This window comes from Streptomyces sp. NPDC054883 (assembly GCF_053610645.1).
In genome coordinates, this window is record NZ_JBSGYT010000007.1 from 140,108 (window position 1) to 160,060 (window position 19,953).

A 19,953-nucleotide genomic window follows, 5' to 3' on the forward strand; every position below is an offset into this window, starting at 1 on the left:
TCTTACTTCCCCTGTTCCTTGAGCTGCGGGCGCCCGGGCTGCTCGCCGCCGCGCTCCTTGATGTACGTCTCGGTCGGGACCATCACCTTGCGCCGGAAGACGCAGACCAGGGTGCCGTCCTGCTTGTAGCCCTTGGTCTCCACGTAGACGATCCCGCGGTCGTTCTTCGACTTCGACGGGGTCTTGTCGAGGACCGTGGTCTCGCCGTAGACGGTGTCGCCGTGGAAGGTCGGCGCCACGTGCCGCAGGGACTCGATCTCCAGGTTGGCGATGGCCTTCCCGGAGACGTCGGGGACCGACATGCCGAGCAGCAGCGAGTAGATGTAGTTGCCGACGACCACGTTCTTCCCGAAGTCGGTGGTGTTCTCGGCGTAATTGCTGTCCATGTGGAGCGGGTGGTGGTTCATGGTCAGCAGACAGAAGAGGTGGTCGTCGTACTCCGTGACCGTCTTCCCGGGCCAGTGCTTGTAGACCGCGCCGACCTCGAACTCCTCGTACGTGCGTCCGAACTGCATGGGGATCAGCCTTCCGGGATCTCGAACTTGGTGGTCCGCTGCATGCCCGCCGCGCGGCCCTTGCCCGCGATGACCAGGGCCATCTTGCGGCTGGCCTCGTCGATCATCTCGTCGCCGAGCATCGCCGAGCCCTTCTTGCCGCCGGCCTCGGACGTGCACCAGTCGTACGCGTCGAGGATCAGCTCGGCGTGGTCGTAGTCCTCCTGGGACGGGGAGAACACCTCGTTCGCCGCGTCGACCTGACCGGGGTGCAGCACCCACTTGCCGTCGAAGCCGAGGGCCGCGGCCCGCCCGGCGACCTCGCGGTACGCGTCCACGTCGCGGATCTGGAGGAAGGGGCCGTCGATCGCCTGGAGGTCGTGCGTGCGGGCCGCCATCAGGATCCGCATCAGGATGTAGTGGTAGGCGTCCGCCGGGTAGCCGGGCGGCTGCATGCCCACGACCAGGGACTTCATGTTGATGGAAGCCATGAAGTCGGCCGGGCCGAAGATGATGGTCTCCAGCCGGGGCGAGGCGGCGGCGATCGCGTCGACGTTCACCAGGCCCTTGGCGTTCTCGATCTGCGCCTCGATGCCGATCTTGCCGACCTCGAAGCCCATGGTCTTCTCGATCTGCGTCAGCAGCAGGTCGAGCGCCACGACCTGCTGGGCGTCCTGCACCTTCGGCAGCATGATGCAGTCGAGGTTCTGGCCGGCGCCCTCGACGACCGTGATGACGTCGCGGTAGGTCCAGTGCGTAGTCCAGTCGTTGACGCGCACCACACGGGTCTTGCCGGTCCAGTCGCCATTGTTCAGCGCGTCCACGATCGTGTGGCGCGCGCCCTCCTTGGCGAGGGGGGCGCAGGCGTCCTCCAGATCGAGGAAGACCTGGTCGGCCGGCAGGCCCTGGGCCTTCTCCAGGAAACGCGGGTTCGAACCCGGCACCGCGAGGCAGGAGCGGCGCGGCCGCAGCCGGTTCACCGGGGAAGCGGGCGTGGTCATGCGGGAACCTCCATGGGGTCGAGCTTGTTCGCTTTGCGGATCTCGTCGACGATACGGCCGATGATCTCCGTGATGCCGAAGTCCTTGGGTGTGAACACGGCGGCGACTCCGGCCGCCTTCAGTGTCACCGCGTCGGCGTTCGGGATGATGCCGCCCACGATGACGGGTATGTCGCCCGCCCCCGCGAGGCGCAGGCGTTCCAGCACGTCCGGGACGAGCGCGCAGTGCGAGCCGGACAGGATGGACAGTCCCACGCAGTGCACGTCCTCGGCCAGCGCGGCGGTGGAGATCTCCTCCGGCGTCAGCCGGATGCCCTGGTAGACCACCTCGAAGCCCGCGTCGCGGGCGCGCACCGCGATCTGCTCGGCGCCGTTGGAGTGCCCGTCCAGGCCGGGCTTGCCGACCAGCAGCCGCAGCCGGCCGGAGCCGAGCTCCTCGGCCGTCCGGGCGACCTTCGCACGGACGAGGGCCATCGGGGTGCCCTCCTCGGCGGTGACGGCCACCGGGGCCGAGGAGACCCCGGTCGGGGCGCGGAACTCGCCGAACACCTCGCGCAGCGCGCTCGCCCACTCCCCGGTGGTGACACCGGCGCGGGCGCACTCCAAGGTGGCCTCCATCAGGTTCTCGGTCCCGGCGGCGGCCTCCTTGAGCCGGTCCAGGGCCTGCCGGGTGGTGGGGAAGACGAACGGGTCGCCGTTGCCCTGGCGGTCCGAGGACTCCTCCCGCTCGGTGCGCCAGCGGCCGATGCGCTCGACGATCTGCGCCTCCACCGCCCCGTCCACCGTCATGATGGCGCCGTCCAGGTCGGCGGTGAGCGGGTTCTCCTCCGTCTGCTGGAAGCAGTTGACGCCGACGATCTTGTCCTCGCCGGCCTCGATCCGGGCCCGCCGCTCGGCGTGCGAGGAGACGAGCCGGGACTTGAGGTAGCCGGACTCGACGGCGGCCATCGCGCCGCCCATCTCCTGGATCCGGTCGATCTCCTCCAGGCACTCGGCCACCAGGGACTCGACCTTGGCCTCGACGACGTGCGAGCCGGCGAAGATGTCCTCGTACTCCAGCAGGTCGCTCTCGTGCGCGAGGACCTGCTGGATGCGCAGCGACCACTGCTGGTCCCAGGGCCGGGGCAGGCCCAGCGCCTCGTTCCAGGCGGGCAGCTGCACCGCGCGGGCGCGGGCGTCCTTGGAGAGCGTGACCGCGAGCATCTCCAGCACGATGCGCTGGACGTTGTTCTCCGGCTGCGCCTCGGTCAGGCCGAGGGAGTTGACCTGGACGCCGTACCGGAACCGCCGCTGCTTGGCGTCCTCGATGCCGTAGCGCTCGTGGGTGACCTTGTCCCAGATCCGGCCGAAGGCGCGCATCTTGCACATCTCCTCGATGAAGCGGACGCCCGCGTTCACGAAGAAGGAGATACGGGCGACGACCTCACCGAAACGTTCCTCCGGGACCTGCCCGGAGTCGCGCACCGAGTCCAGGACGGCGATCGCGGTGGACATCGCGTACGAGATCTCCTGGACCGGGGTCGCCCCCGCCTCCTGGAGGTGGTACGAGCAGATGTTGATCGGGTTCCACTTCGGGATGTGGTTGACCGTGTACGCGATCATGTCCGTCGTCAGGCGGAGCGAGGGCCCGGGCGGGAAGACGTGCGTCCCGCGCGAGAGGTACTCCTTGACGATGTCGTTCTGCGTGGTGCCCTGGAGCTTGGAGATGTCCGCGCCCTGCTCCTCGGCGGACACCTGATAGAGCGCCAGCAGCCACATGGCCGTGGCGTTGATCGTCATCGAGGTGTTCATCTGCTCCAGGGGGATGTCCTGGAACAGTCGCCGCATGTCGCCGAGGTGGGAGACCGGGACCCCGACCCGGCCGACCTCGCCGCGGGCGAGGACGTGGTCGGGGTCGTAGCCGGTCTGCGTCGGGAGGTCGAACGCGACCGACAGGCCGGTCTGGCCCTTGGCGAGGTTGCGGCGGTACAGCTCGTTGGACGCCTCGGCCGTGGAGTGGCCGGCGTACGTCCGCATGAGCCACGGACGGTCTTTCTGGCGCTCTGTCATCTCAGGCTGTCCCTTTGGCCCTCGAACGGTCTCAGATGTTCCGGAAGCGGTTGATGGCGTCCAGGTGCTTGGCGCGCATCTCCTGGTCGCGCACGCCCAGGCCCTCCTCGGGGGCCAGCGCGAGGACGCCGACCTTGCCCTGGTGGAGGTTGCGGTGGACGTCGTAGGCGGCCTGGCCGGTGTCCTCCAGGGAGTACACCTTCGACAGGGTGGGGTGGATCTTGCCCTTGGAGATCAGGCGGTTGGCCTCCCAGGCTTCGCGGTAGTTGGCGAAGTGGGAGCCGATGATGCGCTTGAGGGACATCCACAGGTAGCGGTTGTCGTACTCGTGCATGTAGCCCGAGGTGGAGGCGCAGGTGGTGATGGTGCCGCCCTTGCGGGTGACGTAGACGCTCGCGCCGAAGGTCTCGCGGCCGGGGTGCTCGAAGACGATGTCGATGTCCTCGCCGCCGGTCAGCTCGCGGATGCGCTTTCCGAAGCGCTTCCACTCCTTGGGGTCCTGGGTGTGCTCGTCCTTCCAGAACTTGTAGCCCTCGGCGTTGCGGTCGATGACCGACTCGGCGCCCATCGCGCGGCAGATGTCCGCCTTCTCCGGGCTGGAGACGACACAGATCGGGTTGGCGCCGCCGGCCAGCGCGAACTGGGTGGCGTACGAGCCGAGGCCGCCGCTCGCGCCCCAGATCAGGACGTTGTCGCCCTGCTTCATGCCGGCGCCGTTGCGGGAGACCAGCTGGCGGTAGGCGGTGGAGTTCACCAGGCCCGGCGAGGCGGCCTCCTCCCAGCTGAGGTGGTCCGGCTTGGGCATCAGCTGGTTGGACTTGACCAGGGCGATCTCCGCCAGGCCGCCGAAGTTGGTCTCGAAGCCCCAGATGCGCTGCTCGGGGTCGAGCATCGTGTCGTTGTGGCCGTCGGAGGACTCCAGCTCGACCGACAGGCAGTGCGCGACGACCTCGTCGCCGGGCTGCCAGGCGTTGACGCCGGGGCCGGTGCGCAGCACGACGCCCGCGAGGTCGGAGCCGATGACGTGGTACGGGAGGTCGTGGCGCTTGGTGAGCTCCGACAGGCGCCCGTAGCGCTCCAGGAAGCTGAAGGTGGACACCGGCTCGAAGATCGAGGTCCACACGGAGTTGTAGTTGACCGAGGAGGCCATGACGGCCACCAGGGCCTCGCCCGGACCGAGTTCGGGGACCGGGACGTGGTCGAGGTGCAGGGACTTGCGCGGGTCCTTCTCGCGCGTGGTGAGCCCGGCGAACATCTCCGCCTCGTCCTTGTGCACGGTGATCGCGCGGTACGAGTCGGGGAGCGGCAGGGCCGCGAAGTCGGCGGCCGTTGCGGCCTGCGACTGGATCGCGTCCAGGATGTCCTTCACGGTGTTGCCTCCGGCTAAGCGCTGATGAGGGTGCGCTGAGGGGATACGCGGCTGCGTGGTGCGGGTGTGGTGTGGTGTGGTGCCGTCGGTCCGGCGAAAGCAGTGGTGCGGCGACGCCCGTGGTGAGGCGTACGTGGCCTGGTGACGCAGGCATCCGGGGCGCGGTCCGTGCCGGGTGGACGTGGATCGCGGGGACATCCGGACCACTTCAACGTATGGCACCCCGTGTCACTCAGCAAGGCACCGCGTGCCAAAACTTTCTCTCATTTGCCTATTGACCTGCGCAGATGAGCGATGATCGATCAGAGTTACCGGCGAGTAGGGGCAACCCGGACAAACGGAAGGGCCGCCCCCCGGATAGGGAGGCGGCCCCGTGTGACCAGAGTCGCTACTTGTTCTTGAGTGCCTCTTCGATGGTCCGCATGACCTCGTCGAGGGGCGCGTCCGTGCGGGCCACCGCCACCAGCACCTCGCCCTCCGTACGCACCGCCGCCGGGGCGGCCGGCGGTCCCGTGAGGGTGCGGCCCGCGCCGATCCCCGAACCGAAGGTCTTGCGCACGATCGAGAAGGCGTGGTCCAGCTGAGCCTCCACGTCCCCCTGGCCGCCCGCGCGCAGCCAGCGCCGCAGCACGTGGTTGTGGGCCGTGACCACGGCCGAGGCGGCGACTTCCGCCAGCAGCGGGTCGTCGTTGCCGTCGTTGTGGTCCTGCTCGTCGAAGTGGGCCAGCAGGTAGCGCGTGAACAGCCGCTCGTACCGGGCCACCGAGGCGATCTCCCGCTCCCGCAGCGCCGGCACCTCACGGGTGAGCCGGTAGCGCTCCACCGACACCGCGGGCGAGGCGGCGTACATCTTCATGACTTCCTTGATCCCCCGGCACACCGTGTCGAGCGGGTGCTCGTGCGCCGGGGCCACGTCGAGGACGGCCTCGGCGCGGGTCAGGGTGTCGTCGTGGTCCGGGAAGATCGCCTCTTCCTTGGACCGGAAGTGCCGGAAGAAGGTCCGGCGGGCCACCCCGGCGGTCGCGGCGATCTCGTCGACCGTCGTGGCCTCGTACCCCTTCGTCGCGAACAGCTCCATGGCGGCAGCCGCGAGCTCGCGGCGCATCTTGAGCCGCTGAGCGGCCGCCTTGGTGCCGGCCGCGCTCTCCGGGGCGTCGGAGGCCGTGGCGGCGCGGGGCGAGGTCTTGGCGGGCTGGGACATAGACCGAAAGTACTTCATTCGCGCAGGAGAGCGCGCCTGAGGGGGGTGGGACAGGGGTGGATGCGGGGGAGGGCCGGCACTGGGCACACAGTGCTCGTCGGGAGGGTTCGTCCGCCGTGAGGGTCCGGCGGACCCGAGGAGCCCTCCCCACGCATCCGGCTCGCGGGCCCGGGCGTCGCGACGCCCGGGCGGCGGATCACCGGCGGGCGTACTCACGGAATCCGCGGCCGGTCTTCCGGCCCAGGCAGCCCGCCGCGACCAAGTGCTCCAGCAGCGGCGATGGCGCCAGGCCCGGGTCGCGGAACTCCTGGTGGAGGACCTTCTCGATGGCCAGGGACACGTCCAGGCCGACCACGTCGAGGAGCTCGAAGGGCCCCATCGGGTAACCGCCGCCCAGCTTCATCGCGGCGTCGATGTCGTCGATGCCCGCGTAGTGCTGCTCGACCATCTTGATCGCGTTGTTCAGGTACGGGAACAGCAGCGCGTTGACGATGAAACCGGCCCGGTCCCCGCAGTCGACCGCGTGCTTGCGGACCTTCCCGCAGACCTCGCGGACCGTGGCGTGCACGTCGTCGGAGGTCAGGACGGTACGGACCACCTCGACCAGCTTCATGGCCGGCGCCGGGTTGAAGAAGTGCATGCCGATCACGTCCTGCGGACGCGAGGTCGCGCGCGCCACGGCGATCACCGGCAGCGAGGAGGTGGTGGTGGCCAGCACCGCGCCCGGCTTGCAGACCTTGTCCAGTCCCGCGAACAGCTCCTGCTTGACCGCCAGGTCCTCGGCGACGGCCTCCACGGCCAGGTCCACCTCGGCGAAGGCGTCCAGCGAGCCCGCCGGGGTGATCAGCGCCAGGGTCTCGGCCGCGCCGTCCTCGGTCAGCCGGCCCTTGGACACCGCACGGCCCAAGGACTTGCCGACCGCGGCCTTCGCGGCCTCCGCCTTCTCCTGGCTGCGGGCCGCCAGCACCACCGGGTAGCCGGCCTGCGCGAAGACCTGCGCGATGCCGCTCGCCATGGTGCCGGAGCCGGCCACGCCGACCGAGGCGACGGCCCGGCCCGCGCCCAGCAGCGACCCGTCCGGCGGGGTCTGCAGATCCCGCACGATCACCGGGCTGCCCGGGGTCTCGTACGTGTAGAAACCGCGCCCGGCCTTCTGCCCCGTCAGGCCCGCCTCGGCGAGGTGCCCGAGGACGGGGGCCGGGGCGTGCAGCCGGTCGCCGGAGGAGGCGTACATGGCCTCCAGGACGGTACGGGCGGTGTCCACGCCGATCAGGTCCAGCAGCGCCAGCGGGCCCATCGGCAGGCCGCAGCCGAGCCGCATCGCCGCGTCGATGTCCTCCCGGGAGGCGTACTTCGACTCGTACATGGCGGCGGCCTGGTTCAGGTAGCCGAAGAGCAGGCCGTCCGCGACGAAACCGGGACGGTCGCCGACCGCGACGGGTTCCTTGCCTAGTTCGCGGGCCAGTTCGGTGACCGCCTGGACGGCGGGCGGGGCCGTCAGCACGCACGAGACGACCTCGACCAGCTTCATGGCCGGCGCCGGGTTGAAGAAGTGCAGGCCCAGGACCCGCTCGGGGCGCTGGGACTCGGCGGCCATCCGGGTCACCGACAGGGCGTTGGTGCCGGTGGCCAAGATGGTGTCCGGGCGGACGATCGCGTCGAGTTCGCGGAAGAGCCGCTGCTTGAGCGCGTAGTCCTCGGGGATCACCTCGATGACGAGGTCGGCGTCGGCTGCGGCGCTCAGCTCGGTGAACGTGCGGAACCGGGCGAGCACGGTGTCGCGCTCGGGCTCGGTGAGCCGCTGCCGGGCGACGGAGCGGGCGGTCGCGGCGGCGAGCGCGGCGCCGGCCCGGCGGGCGGCGGCTTCGCTGACGTCGATGCCGATGACCTCGCGGCCGGCCCGGGCGAGGACCTCGGCGATGCCGGTGCCCATCGTGCCGAGACCGATGACGGCGATGGTCTGGAGGGTGGGTTGACTGGACGTGGACGGACGGTCCATCGCGGGACTCCAGTGGGAGAGGGTGACGACTTGAGGGCGCGGCGCGCGGCGCACAGCACGCGGCCGGGGTGCGCACGGAGAAGCACGGAGAAGCCCGAAGGGCTGAGAACGGCCGGCCCTGTCCCGGGGCCGAGCCGTACCTGAAACGCCGTACCCGGACCTGCGGTACGGAACTCGCGGTACCTGGGGTACCGGACCGACTGGTACGGGGCGGCTGCGTCACCAGGCCGGTCCCGTACGTGTTGAGGGGAGCGTAACTCGTCGGTAACCCGTTGGCCAGAGCACGGGAACGGGGAACGGATGTGACGTACACCGCTGCGGGCCTAATGTGGCAGCGTGAACGACGTACTGGAGCGCCTGCGCGGCGAAGCGGGAAGGCCGGCGGAGTACGAGGCGCTGCTGGCGGCCGGCCCCGACGGGCTCGCGGCCGCGCTGACTGCGCCCGGCCGGCCGCTATGGGCCCGCGAACTGGCCGCGTACCGGCTGGGGATGGCCGGGGACCGGCGGGCCTTCGAGGCGCTGGTGCTGCTGCTCAACCACCGCGACCCGCCCCGCTGCGAGGCCGCCGCGCAGGCGCTGGCCGTCCTCGGCGACCCGCGCACCGCCCGCGCGGCGGCGGCCCTGGCGACGAACGAACTCCGCACCGCCTACGCCCTGCACCCGGTGCGGCTGCTCACCGCCCTGCGGGCACCCGAATCGGCCCCCGCGCTGATCCGCACCCTCTCCCGGCTCCTCGCGCCGCACGACCCGTACTGGCGCGTGGCCCTGGCCTGTGTGGAGGGCCTCGGCGCCCTGGCCGACCCCCGGGCCCGCGCCGTGCTGACCCGCGCCCAGTCCCACCCCCGCCTCGCGGTGGCGGCCACCGCGTCCCTGCGCGCGCTGGCCGCCCCCGACGGGGCGGGCAGCTGACCGGCCGGCCCCGCGGGCGTCAGCCCCGGAAGCCCAGCAGCCCGTGCAGCGCCGCGCCGCCCGCCGAGTGCGGGAGCGCGCGGGTGGCCGCGGTCGGCTTCGGGGCCGGCAGGGCCGGGCAGGTGGCGTCCGCCGCCCTGCCCGTCCGCAGGTAGGCCGCCAGCTTGTCGTCCAGGCACTTGTTGCCGCTCAGCGCGATCCCGTGGTTGCCGCCGCCCTCCTCGACCACCAGGGCCGCGCCCTTGAGCTTCTCCCGCATGCTAAGCGCGCCGCCGAACGGCGTCGCCGCGTCCTCCGTCGCCTGGAACAGCAGCGCCGACGAGAGCCCGCTGGTGGTCACGTCCGGGGCGGCCAGCGGGTCGGTCTTCCAGAACGCGCACGGGGCGTTGTACCAGGCGTTGTTCCAGGTCATGAAGGGCGCCTCGGCGTGCGTGCGCCACATGTCGGCCCGCCAGGTGTCCCAGTCCTTCGGCCACGCCGAGTCCCGGCACTGCACGGCCGTGTACACGCTGTAGCCGTTGCCCGCCGCGGGTTCCACGGCGCCGAACCGCTCGTACGCGGCGACCAGCGGCTTCTCGTCCTTGGCCACGGAGTACGCGGAGAACGCCTCGGCCAGGTTGGGCCAGTAGCCGTTGTAGTAGCCGCCCGGCATGAAGGTGTCCTCCAGCTCGGACGCGCCGACCTTCCCGCCCGCCGGCGATTCCCGCAGCGCCTCGCGCATCTCGTACCAGCGCCGCTCGACCTCGGCCGGGTCGCCGCCGAGCCGGTACTTCTCGTCGTACTGGGCCACCCACGCGGTGAACGCCTTGTGGCGGGCGTCGAAGGCCCGGTCCTGGGCGAGGTTGTCCTCGTACCAGACCCCGCCCGGGTCGACGACGGAGTCCAGGACGAGGCGGTGCACCCGGTCGGGGTGGAGCTTGGCGTACACCGCGCCCAGGTAGGTCCCGTACGAATAGCCGAAGTAGCTGAGCTTCGCCGCGCCCAGGGCGGTGCGCAGCACCTCCAGGTCGCGGGCGGCGGAGACGGTGTCGATGTACGGGAGCACGTCCGCGTGCTTGGCCTGGCAGGACTCGGCGAAGGACTTGACCCGGTCCAGGTTGGCCCGTTCGGCGCGTCCGTCGGTGGGGACGGAGTCCGGCCGCACCGGGGCGAAGTACCCGTCGGCGCAGTCCAGGGCCGGCTCGCTCCTGCCCACGCCCCGCGGGTCGAACCCGATCACGTCGTACGCGGCCGCCACGTCCTTGGGCAGGGCGGCGGCGACGAAACCGGCCAGCGCCCGGCCGCTGCCGCCCGGCCCGCCCGGGTTGACCAGCAGCGGGCCCTGCGACTTCGCCGCGGTGTGCGGGACGCGGGTCAGGGCCAGGGTGATCTGCCGGCCGCCGGGGTCGTCGTGGTCGAGCGGGACCTTGAGGGAGGCGCACTGCAGCGAGGGGTAGCGGGTGGTCGCACAGCCGGTCCAGCGCGGCGCCGCCGCCGATCCGGCCGGGGCCACCGGGGCGGCCGTGACCGGCGTGGCCAGGGCGGCGGCGACGGTCGCGACCGAGAGCAGGACGGCGGCGCGGTTCTTGAGCGCGCCGCGCCGCCCCGGCCCACCGGTCGCCGGGCCGATGTCCGTCGGGCCGCTGTTCGTCGGTCCGCTCTCCTTCATGGAGCCGCGCGTGTTCAGGGGGTCGAGCATGGGGCCTCCCAGCCGAGGGTTCTGGGCGGAATCGTCCCGGAAACCACGCCCCGAAGCCCGGATTGCTCCCCCCATTGGCCCGATCTGATGAGCGTTCAGCGGCCGTACGGGGCGCCCGGAGCCGGTCGGGGCCGATTTGGGCGCCCGCCCCCGAGGTGGTTGGCTTGCCGCGACGAGCGGACCCAACTGCTGGAGGAACAGCCATGGCGCAGGTCGAGGCCACCACGGAGCGGATCATCGCGGCCGACGCGGAGACCGTGTTCGACGCGCTTGCGGACTACACCGGGACCCGGGGCAAGCTGCTGCCCGAGCACTTCAGCGAGTACGAGGTGCGCGAGGGCGGCGACGGCGAGGGCACCCTGGTCCACTGGAAGCTCCAGGCCACCAGCAAGCGCGTACGGGACTGCCTGCTGGAGGTCAGCGAGCCCACCGACGGGCAGCTCGTGGAGAAGGACCGCAACTCCTCCATGGTCACCACCTGGACCGTGACGCCGGCCGGCGAAGGCAGGTCCAGGGCCGTCGTCTCCACCGTGTGGAACGGCGCCGGGGGCATCGGCGGCTTCTTCGAGCGCACCTTCGCCCCCAAGGGCCTGGGCCGCATCTACGACACGGTGCTCACCAACCTCGCGGCCGAAGTCGAGCACTGAACAAGGCCGTTGCCCGCAAGGGCCACCGGGCGGCTCACCGGTTCGGGTGGAATTCCCGGCCCCGGTGAGTCCGCCCGGGCGCCGGGCGTGGCCCCGGGCTTTCGGCGGGTAGACCCCCTAGGGTGGAGCGTCCGCGACCCGACCGACCGGGGGACCGATGAAGATCCTCATCTCCGCCGACATGGAAGGCGCCACCGGCGTCACCTGGCCCGCCGACGTACTGCCCGGGACCCCGCAGTGGGAACGCTGCCGCTCCCTGTTCACCTCCGACGTCAACGCGGCCGTCCTCGGCTTCTTCGACGGCGGGGCCGACGCGGTGCTGGTCAACGAGGCCCACTGGACCATGCGCAACCTGCTGCTGGAGCGGCTCGACGAACGCGCCGAGATGCTCACGGGCCGGCACAAGTCCCTGTCCATGGTCGAGGGCGTCCAGCACGGCGACGTCGACGGCATCGCCTTCGTCGGCTACCACACCGGAGCCGGCGCCGAGGGCGTACTCGCCCACACCTATCTCGCCAACACCATCACCGGCGTCTGGCTCAACGGCGTCCCCGCGAGCGAGGGCCGGCTGAACGCCCATGTGGTCGCCGAGTACGGCGTCCCCGTGGTCCTGGTCACCGGCGACGACCTGACCTGCGCCGACGCCGCCGGTTACGCGCCCGGCGCGGAGCGCGTCGCGGTCAAGGACCACGTCTCGCGCTACGCGGCGGTGTGCCGCACCCCCGCCCGTACCGCCGCCGACATCCGTACCGCCGCCAAGCGGGCGACCCGGCTGGCCGTCCGCCACGAACCCCACGCGCACGGTCCCTACACCGTCGAGGTGGAGTTCGACGCCGAGCACCTGCCGGCGGCCGCCACGGTGATCCCCGGCATCGCGCGTTCCGGCGAGCGCCGGGTCGCGTACACCAGCGAGACCATGTACGAGGGAATCCGCACCTTCAAGGCGGTCACGACCGTCGTCTCCGCGGCCGTGGAGGAGCAGTATGGCTGACATGCAGCCCATGCGATCGACCGACGGCCCCACGGACGGCAGCGTGGACCGGGCGGCGCTCGACGAAGCGGTCGAGTTCACCTCCGGCCTCATCCGCATCGACACCACGAACCGCGGCGGCGGCGACTGCCGGGAACGGCCCGCCGCCGAGTACGTCGCCGAGCGGCTCGCCGCCACGGGGCTGGAGCCGGTCCTGCTGGAGCGCACGCCGGGGCGCACCAACGTGGTCACCCGGATCGAGGGCAGCGACCCGTCCGCCGAGGCCCTACTCGTCCACGGCCACCTCGACGTGGTCCCGGCCGAGGCCGCGGACTGGAGCGTGGACCCCTTCTCCGGGGAGATCCGCGACGGTGTGGTCTGGGGCCGCGGGGCCGTCGACATGAAGAACATGGACGCGATGGTGCTGGCCGTCGTACGGGCCTGGGCCCGGACCGGCGCCAGGCCCCGGCGGGACATCGTGATCGCCTTCACCGCCGACGAGGAGGACAGCGCCGTCGACGGCTCGGGTTTCCTCGCCGACCACCACCCGCACCTGTTCGAGGGCTGTACGGAGGGCATCAGCGAATCCGGCGCCTTCACCCTGCACGCCGGCCCGGGCCGCCCCCTCTACCCGATCGCCGCCGGTGAGCGCGGCACCGCCTGGCTGAAGCTGACGGCGCACGGCACCGCCGGCCACGGGTCCAAGCCCAACCGCGCCAACGCCGTCACCCGTCTCGCCGCGGCCGTCGCGCGGATCGGCGCCCACGAGTGGCCCGTCCGGCTCACCGGCACGGTCGCCGCCTGCCTCACCGAACTCGCCGCCCACCAGGGCCTGTCGGTGAACCCGCGCGCCCGCGACTTCGACCTCGACTCGCTCCTCGGCAAGCTCGGCCCGGCCGCCGCGCTGGCCGAGGCCACGCTGCGCAACAGCGCCAACCCGACCATGTTCAGCGCCGGTTACAAGCTGAACGTCATCCCGGAGCACGCCACCGCCTACGTCGACGGACGGACGCTGCCCGGCGGCGAGGAGGAGTTCATCGCCACCCTCGACGAACTCACCGGCCCCGACGTGCGCTGGGAGTTCCACCACCGGGAAGTGGCTCTCGAAGCGCCCGTCTCCGGCCGGACGTACGGGATCCTGCGCGAGAGCGTCGAGCACTTCGACCCCGAAGGGCACGTGGTGCCGTTCTGCATGGCGGGCGGTACCGACGCCAAGCAGTTCTCCCGGCTCGGCATCACCGGCTACGGCTTCTCCCCGCTCAAGCTGCCGCCGGGCTACGACTACTGGTCCCTCTTCCACGGCGTGGACGAGCGGGTCCCGGTGGACGCCCTGCACTTCGGGGTCCGGGTGCTCGACCGCGCGCTGCGCACCCTGTGACGGGGGCCGGGCGATGACGGCACCCCCGGCCGGGCCCTACGGGAGCTGGCCCTCGCCCATCGACGCCGCGCTGGCCGCCTCGCTCGACGGGCGGCCCGAGTACGTGGGCACCGTCGGCCCCGAGGTGTGGTGGACCGAACCCCGGCCCGCCGAGGGCGGCCGCCGCACCCTGGTCCGCAGGCCCGCCGACGGAGGCCCCGAGCGGTCGGTGCTGGACGCGCCCTGGAACGTCCGCAGTCGGCTCACCGAGTACGGGGGCCGCCCCTGGGCCGGTACCGGACGCGCCACCGGCGGCCCGCTGGTGGTGTTCGTCCACCACGCCGACCAGCGGCTGTACGCGTACGAGCCCGACGCGCCCGGCGGCCCCGCGCCCCGGCCGCTCACCCCGGCCGCCCCGCCGCCGACCGGCCGCGGCGGGCTGCGCTGGGCCGATCCGGTGCTGCGGGACGGCGAAGTCTGGTGCGTGCTGGAGGAGTTCACCGGTCCGGGCCCCACCGACGTGCGCCGCGTGGTGGCCGCCGTACCGCTGGACGGGTCGGCCGCCGCCGACCGGTCCCTGGTGCGGGAACTGACCGACGACCGGCACCGGTTCACCACCGGACCGCGGATCTCCCCGGACGGGCGGCTCGCGGCCCGGCTGGTGTGGGACCACCCGCGGATGCCCTGGGACGGCACCGAACTGGTGCTGGCCGACATCACGGCCGGCGGTCTCGGGCGGCCCCGCACCGTGCTCGGCGGACCCGACGAGGCCGTCGCCCAGGTGGAGTGGGCCGCCGACGGCACCCTCCTCGCGGTGAGCGACCGCGGCGGCTGGTGGAACCCGTACCGCGTTGACCCGGACACCGGCGAGGCCGTCAACCTGTGCCCCCGCGAGGAGGAGTTCGGCGGCCCGCTCTGGAAGCCCGGCCTGGCCTGGCTCGCCCCGCTCCCGGACCGGTTGATCGCCGTCCTGCACGGCCAGGGCTCCTCGGTGCTCGGCGTGCTCGACCCCGACACCGCGGACCTGGTCGACGCGGCGGGGCCGTGGACGCACTGGCAGCCCACCCTGGCGGTCCACGGCACGCGGGTGTACGGGGTCGCCGCCAGCCCGCGCAGCGGGTACGAGGTGGTCGAGCTGGACACCGCCTCCGGCCACGCCCGGGTCATCGGCGCCCGGGCCGCCGATCCCGTGGACCCGGCGTACTACCCGGAACCGCAGAGCCGGACGTTCCCCGGCCCGGGCGGCCGGGAGATCCACGCCCACGTCTACCCGCCGCACCACCCCGACCGGCCGGCGCCCGCCGACGAGCTGCCCCCGTACGTGGTGTGGGCGCACGGCGGCCCGACCGACCACGTGCCGCCGGTACTGGACCTGCACATCGCCTACTTCACCTCGCGGGGCATCGGCGTGGTCGAGGTGAACTACGGCGGCTCCTCCGGCTACGGGCGCGCCTACCGCGAGCGGCTGCGCGAGCAGTGGGGCGTGGTCGACGTGGAGGACTGCGCGGCCGTGGCCCGGGCGCTGGCCGCCGAGGGCACCGCCGACCCGGACCGGCTCGCGATCCGCGGCGCCAGCGCGGGCGGCTGGACCGCGGCGGCCTCGCTGGCCGCGAACGACCTGTACGCCTGCGCGGCGATCAGCTACCCCGTGCTGGACCTGAGGGGCTTCGCGCAGGAGACGCACGACCTGGAGTCCCACTACGTCGACGGCCTGGCCGGGCCGCCGCAGACCCTGGGCGTGCGCTGCCGCGAACGCTCCCCGGTGGCCCGCGCCGACCGGATCACCGCCCCCTTCGTGCTGCTCCAGGGCCTCGACGACCCGGTCTGTCCGCCCGCCCAGGCGGAGCGCTTCCTCGCCGCCCTGCGGGGCCGCTCGGTGCCGCACGCGTACGTCACCTTCGAGGGCGAGGGCCACGGCTTCCGGCGCGCGGACACCATGGTCCGCGCCCTGGAGGCCGAACTCGCGCTCTACGTTCAGGTGTTCGGGATCGAGCGGGCGGACGTGCCGAGACTGGCCCTGGAACCCTGAGGCCGACCGGCCGGCCCGCGGCCCCACCCGCGGGCGTAGGGTGGGCCGATGGCCGATCTTCACTACCTCCGCGAGGGGCCCCGCGTCGGGATCCGCGGCTACCGCGCCGCCGACGGGCCCGAGTTCACCGCCCGGGTGCGGGAGAGCCGGGAACTGCACCGGCCCTGGCTGTCCCCGCCCGACACCGTAGAGGCCTACGAGCACTACGCGGCCCGCCTCGCCGGTGACGGGGGCGCCGGATTCCTCGTCTGCGAACGCGCCACCGGCGCGCTGGCCGGCTTCGTCAACATCAACAACATCGTCCGCGGCGCCTTCCAGTGCGGCGCCCTCGGCTACGGGGCCTTCGCCCACGCGGCGGGCCGCGGGCTGCTCGGCGAGGCGCTCGGCCTCGTCCTCGCCCACGCCTTCACCCCGGCCGGGGAGAACGGCCTCGGCCTGCACCGGCTCGAAGCCAACATCCAGCCCGGCAACACCGCCTCGATCGCGCTCGTAGGCCGGCACGGCTTCCGGCTGGAGGGCTTCTCCCCCGCCTTCCTCCACGTCGACGGCGCCTGGCGGGACCACGAGCGCTGGGCGCTGACCGCACCGTAGGCCACCGCTTTGCGTAATCCTGACCGGTGGTGATCCGCGGAACCCCTGTGCACCGGCCGGTGCGGCGTGTTCCATTCCTTCATGGCCACCACCGTCCGACGTGCCCAGCTGACCCTGCCCGCCGCCCCGCTCGGCCCCGAGAACCCACTGCCCGCCCTGCGCGCGCCCGCCGAGGTACACGTACTGGACGAGCGGGCGCGGCAGGGGCTGCCGCGCGACATGGCCCGGCAGATCGGCTACGAACCACTGCGCTCCCTGCTGCCCGTACGGATCCGCGACGGGTACGGACGCGCCCGGCGCAGGAGCGACTTCGAAGCCGTCGTCATCGAGAACGCCCACCTGCGCGTCACGGTCCTGCCCGGGCTCGGCGGCCGGATCCACTCGCTCCTCCACCTCCCGACCGGCCGGGAACTCCTGTACCGCAACCCGGTGTTCCAGCCCGCCAACTTCGCCCTCAACGGCGCCTGGTTCTCGGGCGGCGTGGAGTGGAACATCGGCGCCACCGGGCACACCACCCTGTCCTGCGCCCCGCTGCACGCCGCGCTCGTCCCGGCCCCGGACGGCGGCGTGATGGTCCGGCTGTGGGAGTGGGAGCGGCTGCGCGACCTGCCGTTCCAAGTGGACCTGTGGCTGCCGCAGGAGTCGGAGTTCCTGTACGTGGGCGTCCGCGTGCGCAACCCGCACGAGCGGACCGCCCCCGTCTACTGGTGGTCCAACACCGCCGTCCCCGACGACCCCGGCAGCCGTGTGCTGGCGCCGGCGGACGAGGCCTGGCATTTCGGCTACGAGCGCTCGCTGCGGCGGATCCCGGTCCCGGACTGGGAAGGCGCGGACCGCACCTACCCGCCGCGCGGCGCGCACCCCGCCGACTACTTCTACGAGCTCCCGGAAGGCGCCCGGCCGTGGATCGCCTCCCTCGACGCCGAGGGCCGCGGCCTCGTGCAGACCTCCACCGCGCTGCTGCGCGGGCGCAAGCTGTTCACCTGGGGCGCGGGCGACGGCGGCCGGCGCTGGCAGGAGTGGCTCACCGAACCCGGTACGGGCGGCTACGCCGAGATCCAGGCCGGGCTCGCCCGCACCCAGCTGGAGCACGTACGCCTCGAAGCCGGGGCGGAGTTCAGCTGGCTCGAGGCGTACGGGCCGCTCGGCGCGGACCCCGCCGCCGTGCACGGCCCCGACTGGGCGGCGGCGCGCGGCGCGGCCTCGGCGGCCCTGGAGGCCGCGCTGCCCGCCGAGCGGGTGGAGGCGGCGTACGCGGCGTGGCGCGCATCGGCCGACGCCGAGCCGGGGGAGCGGCTGGCGGCCGGCTCCGGGTGGGGTGCGCTGGAGGTGCTCTGCGGGGGCTTCAAGCTGCCCGGCACCCCGTTCCCGGAGGCCACGCTGGGGGAGGCGCAGGCGCCCTGGCTGGAACTGTGGCGGACCGGCGTCTTCCCGGCACCGCGCCGGGTGGCTCCGCCGGGGGACACCCTGGTGGCCCCGCACTGGCGGGACATGCTGGAGACCGCCCCCGCCGACCCGCTGACCGAGTACCACCTGGGCGTCGCCCAGTGGCACGCCGGGGACGTGGCCCAGGCCGTACGCAGCTGGGAGCGCGGCCTGGCGCTCGCGCCCTCCAGGTGGCCGCTGCTGAGGTGCCTGGCCGTGGCCGACGCGCTGGCCGGTGACGCCGAGCGGGCGGCGGACCGCTACACGGAGGCCTTCGAGGACCTGGTGCAGGAGAGCCGGGGCGGCGAACCGTGGCGCGCGGCGGAATCGGCGCTGGGCCGGGAGGCACTGACGGCCCTCCTGGCGGCCGGCCGCCTCGGGGCGGCGCGCTCGGTCTGGGACCGGCTGCGGCCCGCCCTGCGGGAACACGGCCGGTTCCGGCTCCTCGCGGCGCGGCTGCTGGCGGCGGAGGGCCATCTCGGCGCGGCCCGGCGGGTCTTCGAGGACGGCTTCGAGGTGCCCGATCTGCGCGAGGGGGAGGAAACCCTGGAGCACGTCTGGTCCGCGCTCACGGACCGCCCCCTGCCCCCGGCCTACGACTTCCGCATGCGCCCCAAGACGCCCTGACCCCTCAAGCGCGGGCCAGGACCTCCCCGTTCAGGACCGAGAACCAGGCGTCCGGGGCCGCGCCCCAGTTGTGCCACGCCGCGGCGATCGCGGTCAGTTCGGCCGGTGCGGCGTGGCCGCCCGAGGTCGCCAGCGACGCGTACGCCGAAGCCGTCGTGCGGTCCGCCCAAAGGGAGGACCACCAGGCGACCTCGTCCGCCGTGGCGTAGCACCAGGCCGTCGCCGAGGACGCCACCTCGGTGAACCCGGCCGCCCGCGCCCACGACAGCAGCCGTCGTCCCGCGTCCGGTTCGCCGCCGTTGGCCCGCGCCACCCGGCGGTACAGCCCCTGCCACTCCTCCAGGCCCGGCGTCTGCGGGAACCAGGTCATCGCCGCGTAGTCCGCGTCCCGCGCGGCCACGATCCCGCCCGGCCGGCACACCCGCCGCATCTCGCGCAGCGCTCGTACCGGATCCGCGACGTGCTGGAGCACCTGGTGGGCATGGACCACGTCGAAGGACCCGTCCGGGAAGTCCAGCGCGTGCACGTCCGCCGTGGCGAACTCGACGGGCACGCCCGGCGCGCGCTCCGCCACGTACGCCCGGGCCTGTTCCAGGACCTCCGCCGCCGCGTCGACCGCCGTGACCCGGCCGCCCGGGGAGACCAGCTCCGCAAGGTCCGCTGTGATGGTGCCGGGGCCGCAGCCCACGTCCAGGACCGACATGCCCGGCCGCAGTTCGCCGATCAGGTACGCGGCCGAGTTCCGGGCGGTGCGCCAGCGGTGCGAACGCAGCACCGACTCGTGGTGGCCGTGCGTGTAGACGGTCTCCTTCATGGCGGTGACTCCTCCTCGTCGAAGCGTGTGATCACCGTAGAGGATCCGCTCGGAATCTGAGATATGCGTTTTGACATGTGGACACACGTGCTGCCTGGCAAGGATGCCGCGCTGGTCGGTGGCAGGTCAACCCGGGTACGAGGACAGTGGGCCCCATGGGGGAGCGGCCACGTCCGAGGGCGGTGGGACCCATGCCTGAAACGCTGCTCCGACAGCACGCGCAGGCGCTGCGGCTGTTCGGTGCGCGGGTGCGCGCCATCACGGCCGAGCAGTGGGGCGCCCCGACCCCCTGCGCCGAGTGGACCGTGCGGGACCTGGTCAACCACGTCACCGGCGAGCAGCTCTGGGTGCCGCCGCTGCTCACCGAGGGCCGTACGGTCGGGGAGGTCGGCGACGAACTCTCCGGCGACCTGCTCGGCGAGCACCCGGTGGTCGCCTGGGAGCGGGCGGCCGTCGCCGCGCACTCGGCGTTCGCCGCGCCCGGCGCCCTCGGCAGGACGGTGAAGCTCTCGTACGGAGCCGTGCTCGGGTCGGCGTACTGCTCGGAAGTGACCGCCGACTGCGTCGTCCACGCGTGGGACCTCTCGCGGGCCATCGGCGCCGACGAGCGGATGCCCGAAGGCCTCGTCGAGTTCTCCCTCAAGGAGGTCCTGCCGTACGCCGACGCGCTCGCCCCGTCCGGGATGTACGCCGAGCCGCTGGAGGTGCCGCCGGGTGCGGACGCGCAGACCCGGCTGCTCGGGCTGCTGGGGAGACGGGCGTGACCCGCACGGGCGGGCGATAGCGGGTAAATA

At 72.8% G+C, this 19,953-nt stretch carries 16 protein-coding genes; 8 read left to right on the forward strand and 8 right to left on the reverse strand.

Features of this window, described 5'->3' with window-relative positions; translation table 11 throughout:
• Positions 1-2: 2 nt before the first annotated feature.
• From ACWGH1_RS08260 to ACWGH1_RS08285, 6 genes are all read right to left on the reverse strand, one after another.
• Entirely contained in the window at positions 3-515 is a 513-nt protein-coding gene (locus ACWGH1_RS08260) for a MaoC family dehydratase (protein WP_362299656.1), read from the reverse strand.
• 5 nt (positions 516-520) lie between these two features.
• Entirely contained in the window at positions 521-1,495 is a 975-nt protein-coding gene (locus ACWGH1_RS08265) for an HpcH/HpaI aldolase/citrate lyase family protein (protein ID WP_361307977.1), read from the reverse strand.
• Positions 1,492-3,543 carry a protein meaA gene (locus tag ACWGH1_RS08270; RefSeq protein WP_453354985.1) on the reverse strand — a complete coding sequence of 684 codons (2,052 nt, stop codon included), beginning with the start codon at positions 3,541-3,543 and terminating at the stop codon, positions 1,492-1,494. Before ACWGH1_RS08270 ends, ACWGH1_RS08265 begins: the two co-directional genes overlap by 4 nt.
• A 31-nt stretch (positions 3,544-3,574) precedes the next feature.
• Positions 3,575-4,912, reverse strand: a complete 1,338-nt coding sequence (gene ccrA / locus ACWGH1_RS08275) for a crotonyl-CoA carboxylase/reductase (RefSeq protein WP_453408533.1) — start codon at positions 4,910-4,912, stop codon at positions 3,575-3,577.
• A 388-nt stretch (positions 4,913-5,300) separates the two neighbouring features.
• A complete protein-coding gene (locus ACWGH1_RS08280) occupies positions 5,301-6,113 on the reverse strand; it encodes a TetR family transcriptional regulator (protein ID WP_329199655.1) in 813 nt (270 codons plus the stop codon).
• 196 nt (positions 6,114-6,309) lie between these two features.
• On the reverse strand, positions 6,310-8,112 hold the full coding sequence (locus ACWGH1_RS08285; protein ID WP_453352077.1) for a 3-hydroxyacyl-CoA dehydrogenase family protein: 1,803 nt from the start codon (positions 8,110-8,112) through the stop codon (positions 6,310-6,312).
• Positions 8,113-8,448: 336 nt separating this feature from the next.
• Here ACWGH1_RS08285 and ACWGH1_RS08290 point away from each other — a divergent pair, with 336 nt between their 5' ends.
• On the forward strand, positions 8,449-9,021 hold the full coding sequence (locus tag ACWGH1_RS08290) for a HEAT repeat domain-containing protein (protein ID WP_453352078.1): 573 nt from the start codon (positions 8,449-8,451) through the stop codon (positions 9,019-9,021).
• A 19-nt stretch (positions 9,022-9,040) separates the two neighbouring features.
• Here ACWGH1_RS08290 and ACWGH1_RS08295 read toward each other — a convergent pair whose 3' ends face one another.
• On the reverse strand, positions 9,041-10,699 hold the full coding sequence (locus ACWGH1_RS08295; protein ID WP_453352079.1) for an alpha/beta hydrolase: 1,659 nt from the start codon (positions 10,697-10,699) through the stop codon (positions 9,041-9,043).
• Between the two features lie 203 nt (positions 10,700-10,902).
• Here ACWGH1_RS08295 and ACWGH1_RS08300 point away from each other — a divergent pair, with 203 nt between their 5' ends.
• The 6 genes from ACWGH1_RS08300 (at position 10,903) to ACWGH1_RS08325 (ending at position 18,345) form a co-directional block, all read left to right on the forward strand.
• Positions 10,903-11,346, forward strand: coding sequence for an SRPBCC family protein (locus ACWGH1_RS08300; protein WP_453352080.1), 444 nt, complete (start codon positions 10,903-10,905; stop codon positions 11,344-11,346).
• A gap of 157 nt (positions 11,347-11,503) precedes the next feature.
• Positions 11,504-12,337: a M55 family metallopeptidase gene (locus tag ACWGH1_RS08305; RefSeq protein WP_453352081.1), complete on the forward strand. Its 834-nt coding sequence runs from the start codon at positions 11,504-11,506 to the stop codon at positions 12,335-12,337.
• Positions 12,338-12,347: 10 nt separating this feature from the next.
• Positions 12,348-13,694, forward strand: coding sequence for a M20/M25/M40 family metallo-hydrolase (locus ACWGH1_RS08310; RefSeq protein WP_453352092.1), 1,347 nt, complete (start codon positions 12,348-12,350; stop codon positions 13,692-13,694).
• 13 nt (positions 13,695-13,707) lie between these two features.
• The gene (locus ACWGH1_RS08315; RefSeq protein ID WP_453352082.1) at positions 13,708-15,702 is read left to right on the forward strand and encodes a dipeptidyl-peptidase 5; all 1,995 of its coding nucleotides are present in this window, start codon (positions 13,708-13,710) and stop codon (positions 15,700-15,702) included.
• A 48-nt stretch (positions 15,703-15,750) separates the two neighbouring features.
• Positions 15,751-16,293: a GNAT family N-acetyltransferase gene (locus tag ACWGH1_RS08320; protein ID WP_453352083.1), complete on the forward strand. Its 543-nt coding sequence runs from the start codon at positions 15,751-15,753 to the stop codon at positions 16,291-16,293.
• 81 nt (positions 16,294-16,374) lie between these two features.
• Complete coding sequence (locus tag ACWGH1_RS08325) at positions 16,375-18,345, forward strand: DUF5107 domain-containing protein (RefSeq protein WP_453352084.1); 1,971 nt, start codon at positions 16,375-16,377, stop codon at positions 18,343-18,345.
• A gap of 4 nt (positions 18,346-18,349) precedes the next feature.
• Here ACWGH1_RS08325 and ACWGH1_RS08330 read toward each other — a convergent pair whose 3' ends face one another.
• The gene (locus tag ACWGH1_RS08330) at positions 18,350-19,159 is read right to left on the reverse strand and encodes a methyltransferase domain-containing protein (protein ID WP_453352085.1); all 810 of its coding nucleotides are present in this window, start codon (positions 19,157-19,159) and stop codon (positions 18,350-18,352) included.
• 191 nt (positions 19,160-19,350) lie between these two features.
• On the opposite strand from ACWGH1_RS08330, the gene ACWGH1_RS08335 reads away from it, so the two are divergent.
• A complete protein-coding gene (locus tag ACWGH1_RS08335; protein ID WP_453352086.1) occupies positions 19,351-19,923 on the forward strand; it encodes a TIGR03086 family metal-binding protein in 573 nt (190 codons plus the stop codon).
• Positions 19,924-19,953: the final 30 nt, after the last annotated feature.

Bases quoted from the DNA above. Each gene is read 5' to 3' on its own strand.
- ACWGH1_RS08260 (WP_362299656.1), bottom strand. From the start codon at position 515: ATGCAGTTCGGACGCACGTACGAGGAGTTCGAGGTCGGCGCGGTCTAC.
- ACWGH1_RS08265 (WP_361307977.1), bottom strand. From the start codon at position 1,495: ATGACCACGCCCGCTTCCCCGGTGAACCGGCTGCGGCCGCGCCGCTCC.
- ACWGH1_RS08270 (WP_453354985.1), bottom strand. From the start codon at position 3,543: ATGACAGAGCGCCAGAAAGACCGTCCGTGGCTCATGCGGACGTACGCC.
- ACWGH1_RS08280 (WP_329199655.1), bottom strand. From the start codon at position 6,113: ATGTCCCAGCCCGCCAAGACCTCGCCCCGCGCCGCCACGGCCTCCGAC.
- ACWGH1_RS08285 (WP_453352077.1), bottom strand. From the start codon at position 8,112: ATGGACCGTCCGTCCACGTCCAGTCAACCCACCCTCCAGACCATCGCC.
- ACWGH1_RS08295 (WP_453352079.1), bottom strand. From the start codon at position 10,699: ATGCTCGACCCCCTGAACACGCGCGGCTCCATGAAGGAGAGCGGACCG.
- ACWGH1_RS08300 (WP_453352080.1), top strand. From the start codon at position 10,903: ATGGCGCAGGTCGAGGCCACCACGGAGCGGATCATCGCGGCCGACGCG.
- ACWGH1_RS08305 (WP_453352081.1), top strand. From the start codon at position 11,504: ATGAAGATCCTCATCTCCGCCGACATGGAAGGCGCCACCGGCGTCACC.
- ACWGH1_RS08310 (WP_453352092.1), top strand. From the start codon at position 12,348: ATGCGATCGACCGACGGCCCCACGGACGGCAGCGTGGACCGGGCGGCG.
- ACWGH1_RS08315 (WP_453352082.1), top strand. From the start codon at position 13,708: ATGACGGCACCCCCGGCCGGGCCCTACGGGAGCTGGCCCTCGCCCATC.
- ACWGH1_RS08320 (WP_453352083.1), top strand. From the start codon at position 15,751: ATGGCCGATCTTCACTACCTCCGCGAGGGGCCCCGCGTCGGGATCCGC.
- ACWGH1_RS08325 (WP_453352084.1), top strand. From the start codon at position 16,375: ATGGCCACCACCGTCCGACGTGCCCAGCTGACCCTGCCCGCCGCCCCG.
- ACWGH1_RS08330 (WP_453352085.1), bottom strand. From the start codon at position 19,159: ATGAAGGAGACCGTCTACACGCACGGCCACCACGAGTCGGTGCTGCGT.
- ACWGH1_RS08335 (WP_453352086.1), top strand. From the start codon at position 19,351: ATGCCTGAAACGCTGCTCCGACAGCACGCGCAGGCGCTGCGGCTGTTC.